Annotated in this window: 20 protein-coding genes, 4 pseudogenes and 1 riboswitch; of the genes and pseudogenes, 5 read left to right on the top strand and 19 right to left on the bottom strand. The window is 33.3% G+C overall.

The features are described from left to right. Window positions 1–68 precede the first annotated feature (68 nt). From RCG20_RS21710 to RCG20_RS01385, 3 genes are all read right to left on the bottom strand, one after another. On the bottom strand, window positions 69–368 hold the full coding sequence (locus tag RCG20_RS21710; protein ID WP_374120503.1) for a TIGR04104 family putative zinc finger protein: 300 nt from the start codon (window positions 366–368) through the stop codon (window positions 69–71). Window positions 369–458: 90 nt separating this feature from the next. Then, complete coding sequence (locus RCG20_RS01380; protein ID WP_308182453.1) at window positions 459–902, bottom strand: hypothetical protein; 444 nt, start codon at window positions 900–902, stop codon at window positions 459–461. 129 nt (window positions 903–1,031) lie between these two features. Continuing rightward, on the bottom strand, window positions 1,032–1,409 hold the full coding sequence (locus tag RCG20_RS01385; RefSeq protein WP_308182454.1) for a DUF3139 domain-containing protein: 378 nt from the start codon (window positions 1,407–1,409) through the stop codon (window positions 1,032–1,034). A 559-nt stretch (window positions 1,410–1,968) separates the two neighbouring features. Here RCG20_RS01385 and RCG20_RS01390 point away from each other — a divergent pair. Next, window positions 1,969–2,253: a DUF4306 domain-containing protein gene (locus tag RCG20_RS01390; protein ID WP_308182455.1), complete on the top strand. Its 285-nt coding sequence runs from the start codon at window positions 1,969–1,971 to the stop codon at window positions 2,251–2,253. A 527-nt stretch (window positions 2,254–2,780) separates the two neighbouring features. On the opposite strand, the gene RCG20_RS01395 is transcribed toward RCG20_RS01390, so the two are convergent. From RCG20_RS01395 to RCG20_RS01410, 4 genes and pseudogenes are all read right to left on the bottom strand, one after another. Beyond that, window positions 2,781–3,998 (bottom strand): IS110 family RNA-guided transposase, encoded by a 1,218-nt coding sequence (locus RCG20_RS01395; protein ID WP_308182456.1) that lies wholly within the window; start codon window positions 3,996–3,998, stop codon window positions 2,781–2,783. Window positions 3,999–4,161: 163 nt separating this feature from the next. After that, entirely contained in the window at window positions 4,162–4,446 is a 285-nt protein-coding gene (locus RCG20_RS01400) for a hypothetical protein (protein ID WP_308182457.1), read from the bottom strand. 1,214 nt (window positions 4,447–5,660) lie between these two features. Next, on the bottom strand, window positions 5,661–5,960 hold the full coding sequence (locus RCG20_RS01405; protein ID WP_308182458.1) for a TIGR04104 family putative zinc finger protein: 300 nt from the start codon (window positions 5,958–5,960) through the stop codon (window positions 5,661–5,663). A 32-nt stretch (window positions 5,961–5,992) separates the two neighbouring features. Beyond that, window positions 5,993–6,151 (bottom strand): annotated as a pseudogene (locus RCG20_RS01410) (IS1595 family transposase); the annotation flags it as partial. A gap of 1 nt (window position 6,152) precedes the next feature. Between RCG20_RS01410 and RCG20_RS01415 the strand changes: the two are divergent. Next, a pseudogene (locus RCG20_RS01415) lies at window positions 6,153–6,621 on the top strand (tyrosine-type recombinase/integrase); the annotation flags it as partial. 161 nt (window positions 6,622–6,782) lie between these two features. On the opposite strand, the gene RCG20_RS01420 reads toward RCG20_RS01415, so the two are convergent. From RCG20_RS01420 to RCG20_RS01430, 3 genes are read right to left on the bottom strand one after another with little or no spacing between them, the layout of a single operon-like run. After that, window positions 6,783–7,406, bottom strand: coding sequence for an FMN-binding negative transcriptional regulator (locus RCG20_RS01420; protein ID WP_308182459.1), 624 nt, complete (start codon window positions 7,404–7,406; stop codon window positions 6,783–6,785). Window positions 7,407–7,428: 22 nt separating this feature from the next. Continuing rightward, window positions 7,429–7,947 (bottom strand): spermidine/spermine N(1)-acetyltransferase, encoded by a 519-nt coding sequence (locus RCG20_RS01425; RefSeq protein ID WP_308182460.1) that lies wholly within the window; start codon window positions 7,945–7,947, stop codon window positions 7,429–7,431. A gap of 25 nt (window positions 7,948–7,972) precedes the next feature. Next, entirely contained in the window at window positions 7,973–8,425 is a 453-nt protein-coding gene (locus RCG20_RS01430) for a MarR family winged helix-turn-helix transcriptional regulator (protein ID WP_308182461.1), read from the bottom strand. A gap of 115 nt (window positions 8,426–8,540) precedes the next feature. Here RCG20_RS01430 and RCG20_RS01435 point away from each other — a divergent pair, with 115 nt between their 5' ends. Continuing rightward, window positions 8,541–9,185, top strand: coding sequence for a YczE/YyaS/YitT family protein (locus RCG20_RS01435; protein WP_308182462.1), 645 nt, complete (start codon window positions 8,541–8,543; stop codon window positions 9,183–9,185). Between the two features lie 371 nt (window positions 9,186–9,556). On the opposite strand, the pseudogene RCG20_RS01440 reads toward RCG20_RS01435, so the two are convergent. The 3 genes and pseudogenes from RCG20_RS01440 to cobO form a co-directional block, all read right to left on the bottom strand. Continuing rightward, window positions 9,557–9,964 (bottom strand): annotated as a pseudogene (locus tag RCG20_RS01440) (cobyric acid synthase CobQ); the annotation flags it as partial. Continuing rightward, a complete protein-coding gene (locus RCG20_RS01445; RefSeq protein ID WP_308182463.1) occupies window positions 9,921–11,336 on the bottom strand; it encodes a cobyrinic acid a,c-diamide synthase CobB in 1,416 nt (471 codons plus the stop codon). The gene RCG20_RS01445 and the pseudogene RCG20_RS01440, both read right to left, overlap by 44 nt. Window positions 11,337–11,339: 3 nt before the next feature. After that, a complete protein-coding gene (cobO, locus tag RCG20_RS01450) occupies window positions 11,340–11,891 on the bottom strand; it encodes a cob(I)yrinic acid a,c-diamide adenosyltransferase (RefSeq protein ID WP_308182464.1) in 552 nt (183 codons plus the stop codon). A gap of 205 nt (window positions 11,892–12,096) precedes the next feature. Further along, a riboswitch (cobalamin riboswitch) is annotated at window positions 12,097–12,310 on the bottom strand. 1,142 nt (window positions 12,311–13,452) lie between these two features. Here cobO and RCG20_RS01455 point away from each other — a divergent pair. Beyond that, window positions 13,453–14,691: an IS110 family RNA-guided transposase gene (locus tag RCG20_RS01455; protein WP_308181253.1), complete on the top strand. Its 1,239-nt coding sequence runs from the start codon at window positions 13,453–13,455 to the stop codon at window positions 14,689–14,691. A 298-nt stretch (window positions 14,692–14,989) separates the two neighbouring features. Here the strand turns inward: RCG20_RS01455 and vanZ-A are convergent, their stop codons facing one another. The 6 genes and pseudogenes from vanZ-A to RCG20_RS01480 all read right to left on the bottom strand — a co-directional run bounded on the left by vanZ-A (window position 14,990) and on the right by RCG20_RS01480 (window position 19,932). Continuing rightward, window positions 14,990–15,487 (bottom strand): glycopeptide resistance protein VanZ-A, encoded by a 498-nt coding sequence (gene vanZ-A / locus RCG20_RS01460; RefSeq protein WP_308182465.1) that lies wholly within the window; start codon window positions 15,485–15,487, stop codon window positions 14,990–14,992. Window positions 15,488–15,607: 120 nt separating this feature from the next. Beyond that, window positions 15,608–16,527, bottom strand: a pseudogene (gene vanY / locus RCG20_RS01465) (VanY-A/VanY-F/VanY-M family D-Ala-D-Ala carboxypeptidase). 102 nt (window positions 16,528–16,629) lie between these two features. Continuing rightward, window positions 16,630–17,742: a HAMP domain-containing sensor histidine kinase gene (locus tag RCG20_RS01470; protein WP_308182467.1), complete on the bottom strand. Its 1,113-nt coding sequence runs from the start codon at window positions 17,740–17,742 to the stop codon at window positions 16,630–16,632. Continuing rightward, window positions 17,735–18,433, bottom strand: a complete 699-nt coding sequence (gene vanR / locus RCG20_RS01475; RefSeq protein ID WP_308182468.1) for a vancomycin resistance response regulator transcription factor, VanR-F/VanR-M family — start codon at window positions 18,431–18,433, stop codon at window positions 17,735–17,737. Before vanR ends, RCG20_RS01470 begins: the two co-directional genes overlap by 8 nt. 834 nt (window positions 18,434–19,267) lie before the next feature. After that, entirely contained in the window at window positions 19,268–19,351 is an 84-nt protein-coding gene (locus RCG20_RS21715; protein ID WP_374120523.1) for a putative holin-like toxin, read from the bottom strand. Window positions 19,352–19,680: 329 nt separating this feature from the next. Continuing rightward, window positions 19,681–19,932: a hypothetical protein gene (locus tag RCG20_RS01480; RefSeq protein ID WP_308182469.1), complete on the bottom strand. Its 252-nt coding sequence runs from the start codon at window positions 19,930–19,932 to the stop codon at window positions 19,681–19,683. Between the two features lie 180 nt (window positions 19,933–20,112). On the opposite strand from RCG20_RS01480, the gene RCG20_RS01485 reads away from it, so the two are divergent. Further along, on the top strand, window positions 20,113–20,904 hold the full coding sequence (locus RCG20_RS01485) for a hypothetical protein (protein WP_308182470.1): 792 nt from the start codon (window positions 20,113–20,115) through the stop codon (window positions 20,902–20,904). Window positions 20,905–21,331: the final 427 nt, after the last annotated feature.

Here is a 21,331-nt window from a genome sequence, read left to right on the forward strand (position 1 = left end):
GAGGTTATTAAACTTTTTATTGAAAAATGTTGACAAGCTATTAACTGGTTTAGTTTAAGTATATTTCTTCACAAAGACTCTTTGTACGTCACAAAAAACGGCGTCAACAAAGAACCCACAATAAATATTAAGAGTCCTATTCCAAGAGTTACAAGAATGTTGCTGAAATGCGAAAGGAATTTAGCATATATCAACATTGGTAAAATAGTCAAAGATACAAATGTGAACCTACCAGAAATCGTTATCTTATGTGTTGTACCACAGTTGTCACATTTAATTGGTTTATATGTAAACACAAATGATTTATAGATTCTCTTCCAACTAAATTGCACATTGCAGTTTTCACATTTTTGCAAAATAAATACCACCTTATAATTTGATTTATAGCAAGATTAGCCCCTTTAGAAGCGATAGTATGGCAGCTGGATCTTCGACTATTGCACCTTTTAGTTGAATAATCAGGAAATTAAATTTTGTATCCTATTTAATGAGCTAATAATAATGTATAAAGGAAACAATACAGCAATAACAATATTACTTTCTAAGATTGCTTTCCAAAATTTCATTCCCTTACGCAACTTAGTAACAAGCAGATATATAGATATGCTAACAACAGAAAAAAAAAACCATAAAAATTCTTTTTGTCTATTTATTTCGTAAGCAATATCATTAATTTTCCATATGTCCTTTTCAGAAAATGATACGGTTGATATACCCTTTTCAAACCCTAATACATTAAATGACTTTATGGATATACTATTTTTTTGATGTGAAATAAGGTCATACCCACTGGGAAAAAATGAAACTTTATAAACCAAAAGATTTGAGGTGCCGACAATTATAATAAGAAATAATAAAAATCTTAAATGATTTTTAACCTTTATTTCTTTAGAATTATTCATTATTTAACCAATCTCCCCTTAAACACTTATTTTACCATAAAAAACCAATATTCTTATTATGCTAAACTGCCACGTTACTTGAATAAAGAATTTGATTAAGGAGTAACCTACCCCTTTAATTCAAGTGTATTATTCGTTTAGAGGTGGATATTTTAATTTTTTTTCTGTTGTGTCACTCAGTCCACTGCCACCCCATTGTTGTGCCTTTATATGTTCAGACCCTTCATAGTACGCTTGAAAAAGGATTTTTTTATCCCTCCCTCTAAAAGTGTACATATAATAAATATCAGGTTTTTCCCCTTCTACATATGTAGCAAGAAAATAACCACCCATTTTGTAATCTCTATGAAAAGCAGTATATTTTAATTGATTTTCTTTTATCCCTTGTTTAGCAATGTAGTCGTAAATCGCTCTTTTTGAAATTTCCCTGTTATACAACATTATACTTGCCACTAAAATAAGCAATATGAGAATAATGGTGGTTATTACCTTATATTTTTTACTCAACTATCCCACCCCTTTTTTTATATTTCTGGAACAATAAATAATTCGCCTAATAATTAATTTATCCCTTCTTCCACTAAACTGCCCTTTACTTCAATAAGAAAAGCCGCCAAAATGGCAGCTGATTCTTCAACTCTTGCCCCCATTAGTTTAAGTGTATTTCTTCACAATCTAAATCATTTTTGTTTTGACTCATAAGCTTTAACAAATCGGGCTAACCAATATAACGCTAATAGAGGTAATACATAAATCTCTAATTGTCCAAGTAAATAAAGAAGCGAAGAAAATGTCATATCAATTCCTCCTAAAATAGTCAGTTGCATTGCTATTAGAGTACAAAATAGCGTAAAAAATCGTTTTAAAAAATACAATTTATGGAATAAAACAATAAAATTATGAAAGGCGAATCCCATTTCTCAGTTAATTGATGAAATGGGATTTTTGATTTTTTGTCGGAATTTTTAAATATGCAAAATTTAGTAATTTTTTATTGTAAATGTTAGTTTTTAGTGTAAAATTACACTAAAGGGGAATTATATCCAATTTAAGAGGAGGGTAAATTGTGAAGAAATGGTTGGGGTTATGGATTTTTTGTATTCCTATTTTTATTATTTCATTTATTTATTCATTTTTTATCACAAGTAAAGTTGCCTATTTACCACAATCAGAATGTAAGCCGATGTTCATTTTCACACCACAAGATGTACAATATTGTAGCGAAATTTATCCGATAGATATTTTTCTGATTTCACTTAAAACAGAGCCGCTTTCATATATTTGTTTAATATCGGGGCTTTACTTAATAGGATTTATCATCTATTTGCTTAAAAAGATATTAAAACCTTAACACAAAAAAGCTCGGCAAAATGTTTCCGAGCCTTTTTATTGCAAATAAAGAATATCTTTAATATCGAACTTTTTTTGTTCAACTCCCTCTGTTTAATACGATTTTCTCACGAATGCTCGCTTATTCGCAGGATTTCATACCATTTTGTTTTGCCATAACGGATGAATGAAAAGAGTCAAGACAGTTCTGATTAAATGAGGGCATGAGGAAAGAGGGGATTAGTCATAAATCCCATATAATTCCATGATCATGCACGCATTCTCCACACTGTCCCTGGAGGCTTTCCCTCCCATGTCTCAACGGGTCTTAGCCCTCTCATTCCTTCGTCATGCCTATCCAAGGGGTGGAGGCCGGTTTTGCTAACGGAACGGGTCGGTGCCCTTTTGTTGAACACATCCGGTACTCCGTGCTTTCTTTGAAATCCTACGAATAAGCCAATTCTCGTAAATAAATATTTCTTTATTCTTTAATTAATAGATTTTATGCTGCTTCTTGAATAATGGGAAATACCTTTTCAGGCGTGTATTCTAATCCATTCCTACCAAGATTCGAGCTAATTTTCCACATAGTTTAATAATTGATTTTATTTTCTTCATCTTTTTTATCTTAACATTGGTGGAGTGGAGGGCTTTAAACTCTGTGTTGTTTGTTACGAGACCTATTGTTGCCATAAATAGAAACCGACGAAGTCGAGATCGCCCCCGTTTTGAGAGTACAATCTGACCCTTCCATTTACCTGAACCGGCTTCGGCTAAGTGAAGTCCTGCATGACGTAACAGTGCATTTCCATGAGTAAATCCGCGTAAATCTCCCGATTCTCCAAGAATTCCTGCTATTGTTATTGGACTAATCCCTTTAATGGCAAGCATTTTTTTAGCAATTGGAATCTCTTTAAGAACTTCAGTAACTTCGTGTTCAATAGCTTCAAGTTGAGCTGTGGCAAGGTCGTATTCTTCAAGCAATTGCTTCAAATGGAGTTTATGTGCATCAATTGCTCGTTGTGTTCCGACGGATCGTTTTGCTAGGTCAATAAGTAAACGAGCCTTAGATAAACCTGATTGCCGTTTCATTATTAGTTTCCATTTGTTAACGATATCTTGTGGTTGTAATGTACTTATTTCGCCTGGAGTAGGGAATAAGCGAAGTGTGGAAATTGCTCCCTTGCCAGTAATGTCTTTAAACACTTGTTGTAGTTCTGGAAAAACGATTTCCACCCAACGGTGGAGTTGATTTTTTGTGGTAACCAAACGTTTTACGACTACATCACGGTTTGACATAAGTACCCTAAGTTTTTCAAATACTTCTGAGTTTGAACGAGTAAAGGCGTAATATCCATTCTTGACCATATCAGCGATGACAAGGGAATCCTTTATATCACTTTTGGATTGAGTGTTATCTCGATTTTCTTTGTTTTTTTTCACAAGGTGGGGATTCACTAAAACTACTTCTATGTTATGATCTGTCAACCACTTAGATATGTTTAACCAGTAGTGGCCAGTAAGTTCCATACCGACTATTATTTTATTCAATTTATGCTTATCTAATAATTTGTTAATCCACTGTAGGAGTTGATTAAAGCCTTCCTCATGATTGCCGAAGGAAATTGGATTACCTAATACAATTCCTCGAAAATTAACTGATCGTGCTACATGTGTTTGTTGGGCAATATCTATCCCAACTACAAGATGTTGATCAGAAATTCTTTGAATTAGTTGATTTTGTTTCTTTTGCATTTTAAACTTCATATAGAGCTTCCTCCTTTGATGATGAGTTTAGAGTGGTATCTTACTCTTTTATCTTACTGAGGGGCTCTATTTTTTTCAAAGCTGAAATTTAACGCTCTACAGGAATGCTAACCGTTACTTGAATAAGAAAAAAGGCTTTACCCCTATTGAAGTAAAGCCCCCGTTAGCTCAATAAACCTCCCAAAAATATAACGATGGTCAGAAACGTTGATAATCCCAAAGTAATAATTACCGTAGCTATGCTCCTTGCCATCCCTTTCCAATCTTGAATACCTGAAAAACCTAATACTCCTAAAACTAAAGTTATCAATGTAATATATAAAACCAGATTTAAAGGGTGAGTACCCATAATGGAATAATCAATTGGACCTGAAAAAGTAACTATAACAAATAATAAAATACAAATTAGTGAAGAGATAAATGACCAAATGTTTATCTTTTTCTTCATTTGAGAACTCCTTTTTTCTTTCATTTTAAAATGTAATTTATTTCACCATCCTGAGACGTTACTTGAATAAGAAAAAAGGCTTTCCCTTTATTGATGTAAAGATATCCGTTAATTGAATAAGAAAATAAAATTCATTCATTGATTTGGCTGCTTTACCTTTTTTAAAATAGGCTATGTTAATCAATATTGTTGATAGAAGAAACATAAAAAGGAGACTGTCAGTAAGAATAAGACGTTCCCTTTCGGGTCACAAAAATTGAATTAGCAACACAAATAGGGTATAGAATCTCAATCGGTTCTATACCCTATATTTTTATTGAAATATCAGCACTTATCGCTTTTTAGCATGTTAATTCGCATAGAAAATCGCAACATAATTATCCATTGGAGAATAAACATTCCCGTTTTGGTAAATACGGTACTAAAATGGGTGCGAATTACTATGTCAAAAAGGTGGTTCCCATACAGCAAATAAATATATATAAGAAAACGGTAAAAAATTCCGATAACTAACTTTACCGTTTTCAAGTATATTATTTTTTCAGTACATTTGTAATATGATGAATCGGTCTTCCTAAAATGAAGAAAATAACAATAGACATAGAGGTAATGATGACTAATAATTCAGTAATTGACTTGCTTGCTATATCATAATTTAATACAGTTTTTGACCACAGTGGACTTGTGATGCCCAACATTATGATGATAACAACAGCAAAAAGTCTTAAAGTGAAAACATAATCATTTTTAATATCACTCGCCTCCTTATTAAATGGGATAACATCTAAAAATTCCTGTCATTATTGTTGTTGGGTTGAAATTTCAACAAAATAAGTTTTACCAAAAACAGACTTATAAAAGACATAAGTCCTAATGCTAATGAGGCAATGGATGTTTTGCTATTGCATAGACGGTAAATGTTACGAATACAAGGCATAAAGAAGTTAGAAGAGCTTGAATGAACGCCTTTTTAAAGATACTTTTAGTTCTACACACGAAAACTGCCTCCTTATTATGTTTCATCGAAAAACTCCAATTTTTATATAAAACTTCTATATCCTATACAGATTGGATAAAATTATATCTAATTACAAAATATGATAGTTATGTACATTATATCAATTTAAACCCTTTTTTCTATTGATAATTTAATTGCGTTTTTACATTTTGTGATTCAAAAGAGAACGTCTTACAGTAAGAACAGCCTCCTTTTTTCACCATGTCGGTTCATCTTTATCTGTTAATTTCAAGAAAAATGGCATTAAAAAGATCACCGCAACTATTATGGCAACTTCCACTAATAATACAGAGGTTGGAGATAAATTAAACAATACAGAAAGTGGAATGGTGATAATTGGGAATAAAACAAATAAAGAAGTTATATTTCTTGAAGATGTACTTTGATATTGAATTTCCCCACAATGATTACATTTCATACTTTTACGGAATCTAAATAATTGCTTTATTGAATCAAACCAAGACAATTTTCCTCCACATTTTTTACAAGTGAGCATTAATACATTCCCCCTTTCTTATAAATTTTTTCTTAGTATTTATACGTTCTTAATCTCTGATAAGTTTCATTTATTGGAAATAGACAACTATCTACTATCATTTTATTGATAGAAACAATGTCACTTCTATGTTTAATAACTTCCAAATATTGAAACCAACTCAAATAGTGGTCGAGGTATTTTGTAGCCACACATTTTAGGGAAGCGTGTTTCACTCCAATGGAAAAGGCATTATTTGAATTTATGTTTTCAACAGGTTGTAGAATAGGTGAAATTGTTTCTCTTGATAAAAATTGTATTAATTGGGCAAATCGTTCCGCCATTGTGCTCGGAAAGGGTGATAAGGAAAGGGAAGTCTACTTTAATATACGGTGTGAAATCTGGCTCAAGCGATACTAAGACCTTCGCCAGGATAAAGACCCAGCTTTTTTTGTTACTGAACGGCACCCACATAGAATGAGCATTGGACAGATGAGGTACATTATCAAACGAATATCAAGTCGGGCAGAGATTAACAAAGAAATTCATCTACACCAACTACGCCATAGCTATGCCACACATCTATTGAACAAGTTTACTAGGACACGAAAGAAGCGAGACCACAAGGATTTATGCACAGTTAAGTGGAAGCATTAGAAGGGAATTTTATAGAAAGTATTTCTATAAATGTAGTGAAAAAGGCAATGGATTTTTCCATTGCCTTTTTCACTATTACCCCCATTAGCGTAAGTACATTCCTTCATAATATGAAGAAAAGCTGCCAATATGACAGCTCCGTTCCGTTATTTAATTCTTGCAACTTAGAGTTGCACAATTGTGGGCTTATTTATGACTTTTTAATCTCTTTTCCATCAATTCTGCAATTTGTTTCGAATTTACATTTCCTTCATTTTGTAATTTATCTATTATGTTAAAATAATCCGTTTCATTTCGGTTCTGACTTAATTTATATGCTGCCTGAATTTCTCCCACTTTAATCTTAAATCCAACAATACCTTTCAGTTCACTTTCTAAGAGTTGAGGAGAAAGTTTATCCCATAAAACTGGATTTTTACGATGTTTCTCATATTTTTCCAGCATTATAGATAATTCTTCTATTAATTCATCTTTCTCTACAATACTTGCTTTTCCATACATATGGATAGCCTGATAATTCCACGTCGGAACATTTTCGTGCGAATACCAGGAAGAGGAAATGTAAGCGTTAGGTCCCTGAAACATAACAAGAACATCTTCACAGGTTTCAAATGTTCTCCACTGAGGATTTCCATAAGCCATATGCCCAGTAATATAGTAATCATCACCTTTTTTATTTAACCCCAAAGGCAAATGAGTAGCAATTGGTTTCCCCTGTTCTGTTGTGACAATCGTTCCAAGAGAGTTTTTTCGAACAAAATCCCAAATTTCAGCAACATTTGTGACCTTAAAATATTTTGGAATATACATATAATTCACCTTCCAAAAAAAGTTATATGAGTGTTTTAGTCATTATAAAGTCGATTTGTTCTTCATCTGCCATATAAAAAGAGTGGGTTCCAGTTTGAACAAACCCCATTTTCCTATAAAAAGCAATAGCATTTTCATTTTTTTCCCATACGCCTAGCCAGATTTTTTTTTTATTACGTTCCATTGCAATTACCATCGCTTTGTTTAGCAGATATTTACCAAGACCATGTTTTTGAAATTTGTTCTTTATATAAATCCTTTCAATTTCAAGCGTTTCATTCCCCATCTCTTCAGACTGAGCATCATTGGTATTGACCTTTAAATATCCAGCGACTTCATTATTAAAATAAATAAAAAAGAATTGAGAAGATACATTGGATAATTCTTTTTCTAATTGTTTTAAGTTAAATGCCCTTTCCAAATAGGTATTCATATTTTCGGGTGTATTCTGATCATTGAATGTTTCATTAAATGTTTCATAACTAATTTCTTGAAGTTTACGTGAATCTTCAAGGGTACATTTTTTTATATTCATAGTCATTTAAATATATCGCTCCTTTATACCATCAATAATTTCTCTTATTTCCCTTTTTAACAAATTCCCAGTCTTTTTCTATATTTTTTCTTACTCTTTGAAGAAGATTGAAGATAGTATCTACTTCTCTTTCTGAAAATCCAGCTAATGCGACCATATTGGAATAATCGTTTTCTCGTCTAAGAAAAGGGTAAACATTTTTCCCTTTCTCCGTTGGAAAGAGCTTTTTAATTTTTTGGTTATGTTGATCGTCTTTCTTATCAATAAAGCCATTCATTTCAAGTTTTTTTATAGCGCGAGATGCTGTTGTTCGATCTACTTTTATCATCTCAGCTAACTTCTCTTGAATGATTCCTGGGTTTTCACAGATTCGCACAAGATACAAATACTGCCCTTTTGTAAGGTCATATTCTTTAAATTCTATATTACTTATAGAATCTAATGCCCTTGCGATCATTCCAACTTCACGAAGAATTTCTTTCATATTTATCTCCTTAACATGTATTTTTGTTGCAAATGCAATAAAAATGTCATACATTTAATTTAACGCAATTTTGTTGCATTTGCAACTAAAAAAATCGATAAAGGGGTCGAGTAAAGTGAAATATGTTTTTTATGTAGTAGGAATTTTAATATTGACGCTTGGTATTTCTTTTACTATACAATCAGACCTTGGAGCTTCACCTTTTGATGCACTTTTAGTAGGACTGTCCAAAAATGTGGGGCTTACTGTGGGAAGTTGGGAAATAATTATAGCTTTACTATTGATAGGTCTTAATTCATTTTTAAAAAGACAAAGACCAGAAATTTTGGGGTTATTAACATCTTTTATTACGGGTATTGGTATTGATATGTGGCTTTTTTTATTGCACAATTTGATAAAACCTCAACTTTGGTACACCAAATATGTTTGTTTTGAAATCGGCCTAGTTGTTATAGGATTTGGAACAGCAATTTATTTACACACAAATTTTGCTCCGATTCCAATTGACCGTTTAACCTTAATCCTACAAGAAGTAACTAGAAAAAATATACTGTTATCGAGAACATTCATTTACCTGGTATTCTTGATAATCGCAATATTATTCAATGGACCCATTGGCATTGGAACTTTATTAACCGTTTGTTTAGGAGGGCTAATGCTCAATTACTTTATGCCCTTAACTGAAAAAGCATTAGATTGCCTATTAACACATTCTAGTACATCACCAATTTATGATAAAGATAAAAACCATTCAATATAGGATGGTTTTTGTTGTTCTTGTTCCACTAACATGCATCGTTACTTGAATATATAATAATAACCGGGCAAAAACCGCCCGGTCCTTTTTGGGTTAGAGAATATCCGATAGTCTGTACTTTATTCCTTGTACTCCCTCTTACTATCCCGGATACATTTGTCCATCACATTTTTCGCATGAAAACATTGGTGATGTGGTTGGATCTCCATCGTCCATTAAGTCAAAATCCCTTACAACACTAAAAGTAATTTCCTCTTTTTCATGACACGTTTAACAAACAAAGCTGACGAGCTTTTGATACCGGTGAGATCGTTAATCACTCTTTCTATATAAGCTCTTGTTATCGGGCATAAAGCTACCTTTATTTCCATTTTGCCAACAATTACCACGCATTCGTATTCATTTGCTAAGCGCCCATAAGCTTCGGCAATGATTTGTTTTCCAAAGTAATAAAATTGAGTTCGCTAATTTTTAGCTTTCATATTTTTATATGGTTTTCCATGGACAACCACCTGCGTCTCAAAAGCTTGTGAGGGTTTAATTATAATCGGGTTCATCTCTGTTGTTGCGACAATCCCTGCCGATTCTGCTTGAATCCTTTGAGCTCTCCCATTTTCTTTTCCATCAATTGTTATATAGGAATTAAGAGCCATATTTTACGATTTAAACGGAGCTGGTTTGTATCCATTTTGCATAAAGATCCGACACAGTGCCGTTACAACAATGCTTTTTCCGGCATCAGATTGTGTTCCTTGTTTCATCAGTGGAATTGCTTTTCCCATTGTTTTTCCACCCCAAACATTTATTAATCCATTTTTCAACGATGTGAGGACATGAAGCAAAGTGAATATGGGTATACCCAGCAACTAAATTCCCTATCATAACCCCTTCTTCCTGTACATTGTCACGATGCTTTGACAAATAAGCAGACGTTATTTCACCTGAAGGATGAAAAGATGAATAATGAAACTCGTGGCCTCTGGCAATATCATCTGAATCAAACATGACGTTTCCTTGTAACCCCGATATTTCTCGATATCCTAAAGAAACAAGCTTTTTATGCATTTTAATTTCACCATCAATGATGCCCGCCATCGGAATTTTTCGACCATCTGTTAATTCAATCGATTTTGTTAAAAACATGAAGCCGCCACATTCTGCAAAAGTGGGCATCCCTTTCTGAATAGCTTGTCGAATAGATTCGATCACATTTTCATGGTTTGATAATGTTTCAGCAAATTCTTCCGGAAAGCCTCCACCAATATAAAGACCATCTACATTTTCTGGTATAGGTTCCCCATTTAACGGTGAAAAATAATTAATTTCTGCGCCAAACGCCTCCATAATTTCCAAATTTTCAGGATAATAAAAGTGAAAAGCTTCATCCTTAGCCACGGCGATCTTCACATTTTTCTTTGCATTTTGTTTAAAAAGATTTTGATTGGCGTTGAAAGCAAAAGGTTTGGCTTGACTAAGCTCCAATAAACTTTCGATATCTATTGATTCTGCGATCATTTGTCCTAATCTTTTAAAAAAGGGAGCTAGCTTTCCCTTTTCAATCAATGGGACTAAGCCGAGATGTCTTTCAGGGAGTTCAATATCCAAATCTTTCATCAAATATCCAATCACTGGTATACCGCACTCATGTTCAATTACTTCTTTTACTAAAGAAAAGTGTTTTTTACTTCCAACCATATTCGCAATTACGCCAACAATATTTTTCCCATACTCCGAAAATGTTTGATAGCCTTTTACAACTGCTGCCGAACTTCGTGCCATTCCATAGCAATTAATAACAAGAATGGTAGGTGATTCAATTATTTCGCTGATTTCAGCTGTCGAACCACGATTACTTTTTGGTTCAAAGCCATCATAAAACCCCATTACTCCTTCAATGATAGCAATATCCGATCCAATACATCCAAAACGAAAGATATCTTTTAATTGTTGAACAGATAGCATCCAACTATCAAGATTACGAGATTTTCTTCCAGTAATGGCAGTATGGTATGTTGGGTCAATATAGTCTGGGCCGCATTTAAACCCTTGAACTGTTAATCCTGCCTGTATTAACGCCGACATAATCCCAATGGTAATCGTTGTTTTGCCAACACCACTTTCTGTTCCGGCAATGACAAGTCTTTTAGTATTCATATATCAAAACTCAATCCCCTTCATTGCTTTTACACCCTTATCAAAATAATGCTTCTCAACCTGTACGACAGAAACTAAATCAGCAAGTTCTTTAATTTCCTCATTTGCATTTCTTCCTGTAATGACAAGGTGGACATGTGAGGGCTTGTTTTTTATCATTTCTTTTACTTCTTCAAGCGGCAAAACATCGGCAATCGGAAAAGAATCGATTGCAAGGGCATTATTTAATTCATCTAAAATAACAAGGTCATACTCTCCATTAAGTACTGCATCTTGTGCTAGTAACCACCCTTTTCTTAATGCTTCCCGATGTTCTTCAGGTGTTTTTGTCCATGTAAAACCTATTCCAAGCTGTTTAATCTCGGCACCATGCTGCTCAAGTATTTTCATTTCCCCGTATGGGCGATGGGGAGATTTAATAAACTGTAAAATTTTAACTTTAAAACCATGTCCAATGGCACGAACAGCTAAACCCATTGCTGCCGTTGTTTTCCCCTTTCCATCACCAGTGTAAACAAATGTATACCCTTTTTTCCGATTCCTTTTTTGATCCATTCGATGGCCCCTCCTTTTTTACTGCATTAAATGAATAAAGTAATATATCAAGTTTGAGGGGTTTATTTACCAATAAGAAGACAGTAAATTTTAAACATGAAAAAGGCCTATCTCAATTGAGATAGGCCAAACGATACCAAAAATAAATGAGAGGAAAAAACATCCTTTATGTAATGGATCGTTTCGTCCTCTCAACCCCCGAAGATAAGAAACAAGAGATTAAGGCAGGTCTACTGACTTATGCTTCACCCTACTTTGAACCTTCCCATACAGCCCCGAATTCTCAAAATCTATTACAAATTCGGAACGAGTACAGTGGTTTACTCATTTCGTCCACATTTACAGTTGCGGGGACAGCTCCGGATTTTCACCGGATTCCCTATTAAGCACATATGTGCACCCTAAACTCTCTACTATTCTATTTTGATTGATCATATCAACTTAATTTAAATTTAATTACAGTATTGTAACTATTACATAAATAAATATTGGTGTCAATAAGTGAAAATTTCGCGAAATACGTGCAATATTTTTGTAATCCAGAAATAAATTACCATTTATTTATGTTGCAAGTAATGTTTCTTTCATGGTTTTATCATTTACTCACTTTCGCACTAAAAACTTATGTGCTAACTTTGGCTGTATTGCCATAAAGTTTATCTATTCGTTTACTTGACACTTATGCTTATAAATGAAAGAACACCTCATTCTTTTGTATAGTGAGATTGACGAGAAATCACTACCAAACAGAAGAGGTATCCCTATAAGATAGATCCAAATAACCAAAATAATCAACTACCAAAAGAACTTGATTCTGTTTTTTCTAAGCATTTAATGAATAAGGATCTACACCAAGCAGGAATAAAAAATCATTTGGTTTTAGATGTCATTACTTATGTCCTTCAGTACCTTTTGCAGTCCAATAATCTAAAATTATGTAAGGTGGAATATTAGGTTTTTTTCTGTTATTTAGATTATGTGTTGCAAAACACCATGCTATTTTAAATCTCCTTTTACCATATGAAGTAGATATCCAGGGTGTTACATTATTAAAGAACTTGTCATTCCCCATAGTATGTAATAAGAATAAGATAAACTCCTTAATAAACAATAAATCATCATTTGCTTTAGTAATAATAATTGATTCCATTATTTGATCAATAAAACCCTTAACATCCTCGGATAACCTTTAATTTAATATCAAAAACCACAATAATTTAGAAAACAGGCTTTTTATTTAATTCTGTTGAACTAACCTTCCCATTACTTGAATAAGAAAAAAGGCGACTTTCATTATTGAAGTATCGCACCCGTTCGTAATATAAGTTTAACCAGTTTTTACTGGTTGAACTTTTTTTAATTGGTTTTATTATAGCGGTAGTCGGAGTAGAACGTAGCGCCCGTGGGACTTGATCCCGTCCGCAAAACTGTTCACTCCCTACTTGTATAAGCATGTTTCAGGCTGGTTGGGACAAAGATCCCGTTTAACAAGCGAACCTATGACAGTACAAGCAGCTCTAGGGACAACCGACTAATCTTTATTTCTAAGGAGGAGATGATGATGAATCCAGTAGTTGGTCTGGATGTTTCTAAAGGGGAAAGTCAGGTACAAGCATTCTTGGATAAGAGTCAACCTTTTCGTAAAAGTTTTAGTGTAAAGCATACTGTTGAGGGCTTTGAGAATTTATTAGGATTCTTAAAAGAGATTGAAAGAGTAGCTGATGGTAAGCAACCTTCAGTTATCTTAGAATCAACAGGACATTACCACTCTCCTATTATTCAATTTTTGGAGGAACAGCAATATGTTTATATTATTGTGAACCCCCTTATCTCTCATCGAGCAAGGAGTGCCAGTTTAAGAAAGGTAAAAACAGACGCTGTCGATGCCTATCTTCTTTGCGAACTATTCTATAAAGAAGAAGTTGAGCCGTATAAGAAAAGAGGTATTCAACTCTTAAACCTTCGTAATCTTACAAGACAACAAGAGATCATTACAGGTATCTCTACACAAACCAAGGTACAGCTTCTAACAGTGCTAGATCAGGTATTCCCTGAATATAGAGGTGTCTTTGGTGATTTATATTCAAAAGTATCTTTACAGACTCTTTCCATATTTCCTACTTCTGAACATGTACTAAATACTACCGAATCTGTATTAACCGACAAGATTGTATCGTTATGTACTAGACGTTCTGAAAAGTGGGCAAAAGAAAAAGCACAAAAGCTTATTGAAGCAGCATTACGAAATCCATTTCAAAATAACTTATATGAAAGTCATATTTTTAACCTAAAGATGTTAATTACCATCGTTCTTCAATATCAAGAGCATTTATCACTACTAGAAGCAAAAATAGATGCCCTCGCTAAAGAAATTGAAGAATATAAGATTCTCCAGTCTATTCCTGGTATCGGAGAAAAGATTGCGGCAACAATCATTTCCGAAATAGGAGAAATAGATCGGTTTAATCACCCTAAAAAGTTGGTTGCCTTTGCGGGAATAGATCCTAGTGTTTACTCTTCTGGAAGATTTACAGCAACCAAAAATCGTATAACAAAGAGAGGATCTAGAAGGTTACGGCAAGCATTATATATGGCTGTATACTGTGGAATTCGAGATGCCCGAAAGCAAAAGACGAGTGATACCGTTATTCCTCGAAATAAAAAATTAAGAGAGTTTTACGATAAAAAACGCGACGAGGGTAAACCCTATAGAGTAGCAATTATCGCTTGTGTTAATAAGCTTTTACACTTGATTTATGCGCTTTTAAAGAACAAAACCACTTTCCAAGAATTAGCTTAAAAACCATGTTTAACAATACAAAACAAAACCTTCCAATTTTGAAGATGAGGAAGGTTATTTGGCATACTCATTTTTAGTATATCATCTATATTTTAATTTTTTAATTGAAAAATGTTGACAACTATTAGCTGGTTTTGTGGAAGATCTTTATTAAAGTAAAGCCCCCAGTTAGTTTAAATAACTTACAATCATTACCAGAGATGCTAATTAATTCTTATGTTTTCAAAAAGAAAGAACTTTGCTAACTTTATCTCATAACCTTCGACCGAAATGAATAGCGTCCATTGTGATAACTAAACTAAGAATATTTAATTATTAAATGAGAACGGAAATAAAGCAATAATACGAGCAAAAGTATACCAACAAAAATAATAACTCTGTCTAATTTTTTATTATTAATATACTTATTGATTAAACCATATAATTTCAGTCCAAAAAAGCCTCCAACAGTATTTGTAATTATATCTGTTATGTCTGTCGCTCCAATAGCGAAGATAAATTGAATTAATTCAAAAGTAAGGCTTAAAACCAGTATAAAAGCAAACTTAGGTAAAATTCCAACTTTTTTGAAATTGACATTCAAAAGCAAGCCAAGAGGAATAAAGATTATAACATTATCTATCATCTCACTGAAACTTCCATTTACTATTGAAGGAGCAGCAAATGGAATCAAGTTAAGACTTCTTTGGTGATAATTAAATACTGACAAAATATTGTATTGTAATTTGAATAACACTAACCAGATTAGTATCACTAAATATAAAGCTAGCAATCCTCTAGATACTATTTTTCCCATATAATCTCCTCAAATTCTTTTGTTTAAGTGTATCAAAAGTATACCCGATGTCCTGTCAAAAAGCTGGTGTTACCCCAAATAGTGCTTGTACAATTATGCTGTTCATTAATTTCGTTTTTTTCATTCCGCCATCCTTACCTCCTCGAGATTAGTATGTGTTATCCGGGAAACACTGTCACAATTACACCATCCATATTATTGCCTGATATGTCCCAACGAAGATTGGAGGGCACATGAATGGTCGTATCTTTGATTACAGGGTAATAAGAGATCTCATATTTTTCACCATATATAGTAGTTGAAATGGTCTTTTGTTCTTTTAGGAAATTAATATATTCTTCTAGAGCAAAATTCTTTTCTTTCATAATCGCGCTGTGCGGAAAACCAACATAACGAATATGCCATGGTTCATATTGAATTCCAGTAACATCTGTTTTATCCTTTGGATAGCGTAATATAAAACCGTATTTCCAGGCATTTTCTTGCAGCCACCTTCCTTCAGGTGCCAGGTCCATTTTCATTAAGCTTGATCCTGCATCAAGTGATAAGCCTGAATTATGTTCACTATAACCTGCCGGCAAGGCGTAAGAAGGACCCATTTCAGCATACAACCTATTTTGCTCAGCAAATGTACGATATCCACTATCAATCAAAAAATGATTTACACCTTCCTTTTCAGCATCATTGACCATCTCTGAAAATTTTTGTGCTATTTCTTTTGACAGGTAAATATTTTTATCAAGTAACCTGTAACCATTCACCAATTCATTATGTATTGTTAAATGGACGATATCTGATTTCACACTCTCTTGGCGAACAGGATATGTACTGTTGAATAAGAGCAGATTTCCTCGATAAATCTGTTCCTTTGCAATGGTTTTTGTTTGGATACTCTCAAAAGATCCTATTTTATCTATATGATCTTTGTGATTTTGATCATATCTTTGACTCTCTACTTTATCTTGAAAATACAGTTCTTTATTAATGAAGACAAAACAAAAGCACAATAAAAATAACAATAAAAAACACCACTTCTTCATTTTTACGTTCCTCCTTATTCTTGTTGATACTAGAATAGGAAAAACTGTTTAAAAAAAGAGTAGGGTAAAATTTAAATTTTTCTTAAATTCTTTATGAAATTTTTAAACTTGGTCAATTGGAACCCTTTCCTGCGGTAAACGAACTTCAAATATAGTACGTATTAAACTACTCTCGGCCGTAATCGTTCCATTATGTTGCTCCACAATATTCTTTGCTATGAATAAACCAAGGCCTGTGCTATCTTCTCGATGAGTTCGTGCTTTGTCACCGGTATAAAACATATCAAAAAGATATGGAAGTTCATTCGGAGGAATACTATCTCCATAATTAATAACCTGAACAACCACCTCTCCTGCTTCATCAAACCCGTTAATATCTACAAACTGACCATCATATCCATAACGACTGGCATTGGTTAAAAGATTTTCAAACACACGAGCTAACATCTCCCCGTCACCCAAAATAGGTAAATGGGGCAGAATATTCATTCGAGCGATCAAATTATTTTTCTCGAAAACAGGATACAATTCTTCTTTTAATTGAAAAAGAAGGTCACTTAAATTAATTTGCCTTTTTTCAATTGGCAACATGCCATAGTTCATTCTAGTTATTTCGAATAATTCATCAATCAGTCTTTCTAAACGTTGAGATTTAGTAAAGGCTATCGTTAAAAAATGTCTGACTTGTTCTTTAGTCAACTTCTCATCCTTAAGGATTAAATCTAAATAACCTAAAACAGAAGTTAGGGGAGTACGCAAATCATGTGCCAAATTTACAACTAACTGTTCTTTACTGTTTTCTGAAAAATCGCCTCTTTGTATGGCTTCTTCTAATTTTTCACCCGCCAGATTAATTGCTTGTGCAATATCTCCAAATTCATCATTTGATTGGATATAAACCCGATGTTTAAAGTTGCCACGAGCGAGAAATTGAATTCCGTTTGATATTTCATTGAAATAGGTAGAATAGGGCTTAGTGAGTAAATAGAAAAACAAGATCGAAAGTGAGATAAATAGTATTAAAAAGAAGTTAAAATCTCCAATACTGTCTATGAATTGACGAAGTTGGGCCAATGGATCACCACGACGAACTATCGTATGATAATAAAGCTGTAGTCCTTTAAAGATTAAGTAAGTTATAATACCACCCAGAAGCATACTTAAACCAAATAATACGATTATTTTGGAGCGAAAACTGCGTATAAATTTAGCCATTGAATGTATACCCCACTCCCCAAACAGTTTTGATTAACTTGTTTTTTCTCTTATCTTCTCCGAGTTTTTTCCGTAAGGTACGAATATGCACCATTACCGTGTTACCACCTTCAAAGTATGCATCACCCCAAACCTGTTGAAAAATATTTTCAACACTATAAACTTTCTTTGAATGATTTGCTAATAAATACAAAATATCAAACTCTTTCGGCGTTAGTTCAATATTTTCACCATAGAGGGAAACTGTACGTTGATCAGGAGAAATCACAATTTCACCAAATTCCAAGATAGCTTTATTATCATCTACTTTGGGTTGATTCAACTTCATATAGCGACGCAAATGAGCATTCACACGTGCAACCAATTCAATGGGGGTAAATGGTTTCGTTATATAATCATCTGCTCCAATCACTAGTCCATGTACCTTATCGAAATCAGAAGTTTTCGCACTCAAAAAAATGATAGGCATATTATATTGTTCCCGAATCTGACGGGTTACCTCATATCCATCCATTTTCGGCATCATAATATCCAAAATTAGCAAATCAATTGGTTGAGTCTGGATAACTTGTATGGCTTTTTGTCCATCAAGTACTTTAAGACAATAGTATCCTTCTTTTTCTAGATGGATTGCAATCAGATCAGCAATCTCCTCCTCATCATCAGCAATTAAAATCGATATACGTTTCATCTACTATTCCACTCCTATATCAAGTTACCTTCAGGTATTTTTTATACTTTACAAAGCTGCATCCTACAAAAAAAATTCGATGTTTTTGGTGGGTATACCTTATCTTGCAGAGTCTTAGCTAGCATGGTGTAATTTAGAGCCTGCATTTTATTTTCTATTATTTCCTTTTTTAATTCAAGAATATGGTTCGATTATTGGATAAGTCGTTTTGGTGTATAAAGTTTGGTGCATGGCACGCACCGGATTTTCTACTATTTTCCTTATTTTTGTTCGTACTAGAAGTCCAACTATTATAGGATCTTGTATATTTAAAACTTCAGTTGAACTTTGATTTTCTCGTTCATAATCTCGTATCCATTTTTTCTTATATATATTTTACTGTGACACAAGATAAAACTTCTTAATCTTTATCGAAATTGTGTGGCCACATTTCATTTGAGTCAGAAAAATTTCGCACCAATAAAATGGCCTTCTAGTTGATCACAAGTTAGAGACCACTCTTCAACTGCCCCGTAAAGCAGGTACATTGATTCCTTTGATCTTTATCTATTTAAAAAGAATTTTCTCATTCTTCTAGGTTGATTAATGTTATACCTAAAAAGATCAATGCTATACGATAATACAAAATGGAGCCCGCCAATAAAAAGAAAGTAATGCTTCAATTAATTGTTTTCTTTTAATTACATATTGGGTATACTAGTAGATATAATATGCATAAAATAAAAAAGACCAGACATACGGGAATATGTCCGGTCAGCATTAGACGGTTCCCTTTAAGGGGTCGGCTGTTTAGCGAGAAAATCCACCCGCCTGGGCCACTAACTCAAGGGTGGATTATTTTTTTTGGTTAAATGACAGAATGGCTACGAGTAAACTTGCAAAAGAAATCGTAATCATTAATGTTTCAAATACCGTCATTCAGCATCGCCCCCTTTCTATCAGGAGTATGCCGACCACCCTTGAGAAAACCTATTCTATTGCTCTTTTATTATACCATATTTAATGCCACTGAAAAGAACGTATGTTTCCATTTGGAAATTTCATCCCTAAAGTTGATTTTCCTTATCTCTTAGTAATTTTAGGCGTTTTTAGTTTTTTACGTAATATTTACTATTTTAAAACCATAAAACTTAGAAATGAATATCTAAAAGACATTCGTGATGAATTAAGAAATACTAATGGTAAGAAAAATAATTAAGGATATTTTCCCTCCCCTATTTTATACACCTTTGGTCAGCAAGCTGATCTTAAATATAAAGAACAAAAAAAGGAGCCTGACCCCCGGCACGTTTATTTATAAACGCATCAGGGGTCAGGCTCCGAATTTTTTCGTGTTTGTTTTTCTCGTCAGGTTGCTCTTCCACTTTTTCTAGTTCATTAATCACTTCTTGAGTTCTTGTTTGAACCTTTTTATATTCAATTGATTCCCAAGCATGCAGGATCTCGATTAAATTTTTAGCCCCTGATACTGCTATCTTATCTAATAAGAGAAGAATCAAGCCACGATTTCGATCTTTTAATTAATTAAATGTATTATAAGCATAGCAAGAATAGCTGATTTTTATAAGTATTAAAAGGTTGAAACAGAAAAATTTTATTAAATTTAGTTTTTTTAAAATCAACCCTACCCTTTTTCATCCTAAGTCTGTATATAGAAAGCGAAAGGGTGGTGCAATAAAATGCAAATTAAATCAGGGAACATAGAAGAATTTAAACATTATTCACAGTTTTCATCACTTAAGGAGTTTAATCATCATACTGAGATGTGGCTTTCTGAGCATAAGCATCATTTCTGTAAAGGAGAATTAGTTGGTTTAAAAAGACTGATTCGTTACTCAGCAAAAATACCAGGGGTTTGTAATGCAAAAATTGGTACAATCCTAAAATCCATTCATGAGGAATTTCGTGGTAATGGAATTTCACGTTCCACTTTTAAACGAATGGTCTTAAAAGCAAAAGCAATTGGGATTATCACTGTTTACGAGACTGAAAGAAAGAATGGTTCGCAAACGAGTAATCTTTATGTTTATAATCGTTTTCCTTCGAATGAACTACCGATAAAGGAAAAATTGGACCACCAATATAAAACTAATAATCTTTCTAAAACTAATAAAAAAGATATAAATAAACGTATCGAAGAACCGTTAGATGAGACCTATACGAGTGATCGTGTTCCAAATCCATTTGTTCAATTGGTCAAATCCTTTTTTACAGAGGCAAAAACAATTGAAGAGTTTTGGAAAATGACTAAAATTGCTGCCTATCGAAATAACCGCGAAAAAGAAGAAGATAAAGTCCTTGAGTACTCCATACACTCCTTTAAACAATTAATTCTAAAGCTTAAATCAACAAAAAAAGTGAACAAGCCAATTGCATACTACTACGGAATTCTAAACAGGAAATTTGAAAACCTCTATTTTGAAGAACTTTTTGATATGGGATTCCCAGCAGAGAGAACTCTATCATGGTAATTTGGTAGTTTTGACGGATATATCGTGTGGTTTGACGGATAAAATAAAATTCAATGCTAAACAGCATCCATAAATTCGAAAAATAACTAGTTTAGGGGCCGTTATCATTAAAAAAGTAGCAGAGCTACCCATTCACTATTCGTTTTTTAAATTTTATAGCTGATTCTCAAAAAAACATATAATCAGACTTCTATATGATCAAGGCTCTTTTCTTAAACTTTGTTGCTAGTTGAAACTAAATTAGAATGGGATTCCAGTTTACCGATGAAAACCATAGGAAGTTTTTAAGAAAAGAGCACGATACTATTGTTATTTCGGGTTTTTAGACTAGGTACGAAAAACAACAATCTATGCGAAAACAGCCATGATTAATGATGTCCTTTTTGAAAAAAGTCGAAGTTATTTTTTACTTGGCTGCTTTCTGTAA

It is taken from the genome of Neobacillus sp. PS3-40 (assembly GCF_030915485.1).
In the GTDB taxonomy this organism is placed as follows: domain Bacteria; phylum Bacillota; class Bacilli; order Bacillales; family Cytobacillaceae; genus JAUZPL01.

Coding starts and splice junctions, on each gene's coding strand:
- RCG20_RS01380 (WP_308182453.1), bottom strand. CDS start 902: ATGAATAATTCTAAAGAAATAAAGGTTAAAAATCATTTAAGATTTTTA.
- RCG20_RS01395 (WP_308182456.1), bottom strand. CDS start 3,998: ATGAAGTTTAAAATGCAAAAGAAACAAAATCAACTAATTCAAAGAATT.
- RCG20_RS01400 (WP_308182457.1), bottom strand. CDS start 4,446: ATGAAGAAAAAGATAAACATTTGGTCATTTATCTCTTCACTAATTTGT.
- RCG20_RS01405 (WP_308182458.1), bottom strand. CDS start 5,960: ATGCTCACTTGTAAAAAATGTGGAGGAAAATTGTCTTGGTTTGATTCA.
- RCG20_RS01420 (WP_308182459.1), bottom strand. CDS start 7,406: ATGTATATTCCAAAATATTTTAAGGTCACAAATGTTGCTGAAATTTGG.
- RCG20_RS01425 (WP_308182460.1), bottom strand. CDS start 7,947: ATGACTATGAATATAAAAAAATGTACCCTTGAAGATTCACGTAAACTT.
- RCG20_RS01430 (WP_308182461.1), bottom strand. CDS start 8,425: ATGAAAGAAATTCTTCGTGAAGTTGGAATGATCGCAAGGGCATTAGAT.
- RCG20_RS01445 (WP_308182463.1), bottom strand. CDS start 11,336: ATGAATACTAAAAGACTTGTCATTGCCGGAACAGAAAGTGGTGTTGGC.
- cobO (WP_308182464.1), bottom strand. CDS start 11,891: ATGGATCAAAAAAGGAATCGGAAAAAAGGGTATACATTTGTTTACACT.
- RCG20_RS01455 (WP_308181253.1), top strand. CDS start 13,453: ATGAATCCAGTAGTTGGTCTGGATGTTTCTAAAGGGGAAAGTCAGGTA.
- vanZ-A (WP_308182465.1), bottom strand. CDS start 15,487: ATGGGAAAAATAGTATCTAGAGGATTGCTAGCTTTATATTTAGTGATA.
- RCG20_RS01470 (WP_308182467.1), bottom strand. CDS start 17,742: ATGGCTAAATTTATACGCAGTTTTCGCTCCAAAATAATCGTATTATTT.
- vanR (WP_308182468.1), bottom strand. CDS start 18,433: ATGAAACGTATATCGATTTTAATTGCTGATGATGAGGAGGAGATTGCT.
- RCG20_RS21715 (WP_374120523.1), bottom strand. CDS start 19,351: ATGACGGTATTTGAAACATTAATGATTACGATTTCTTTTGCAAGTTTA.
- RCG20_RS01485 (WP_308182470.1), top strand. CDS start 20,113: ATGCAAATTAAATCAGGGAACATAGAAGAATTTAAACATTATTCACAG.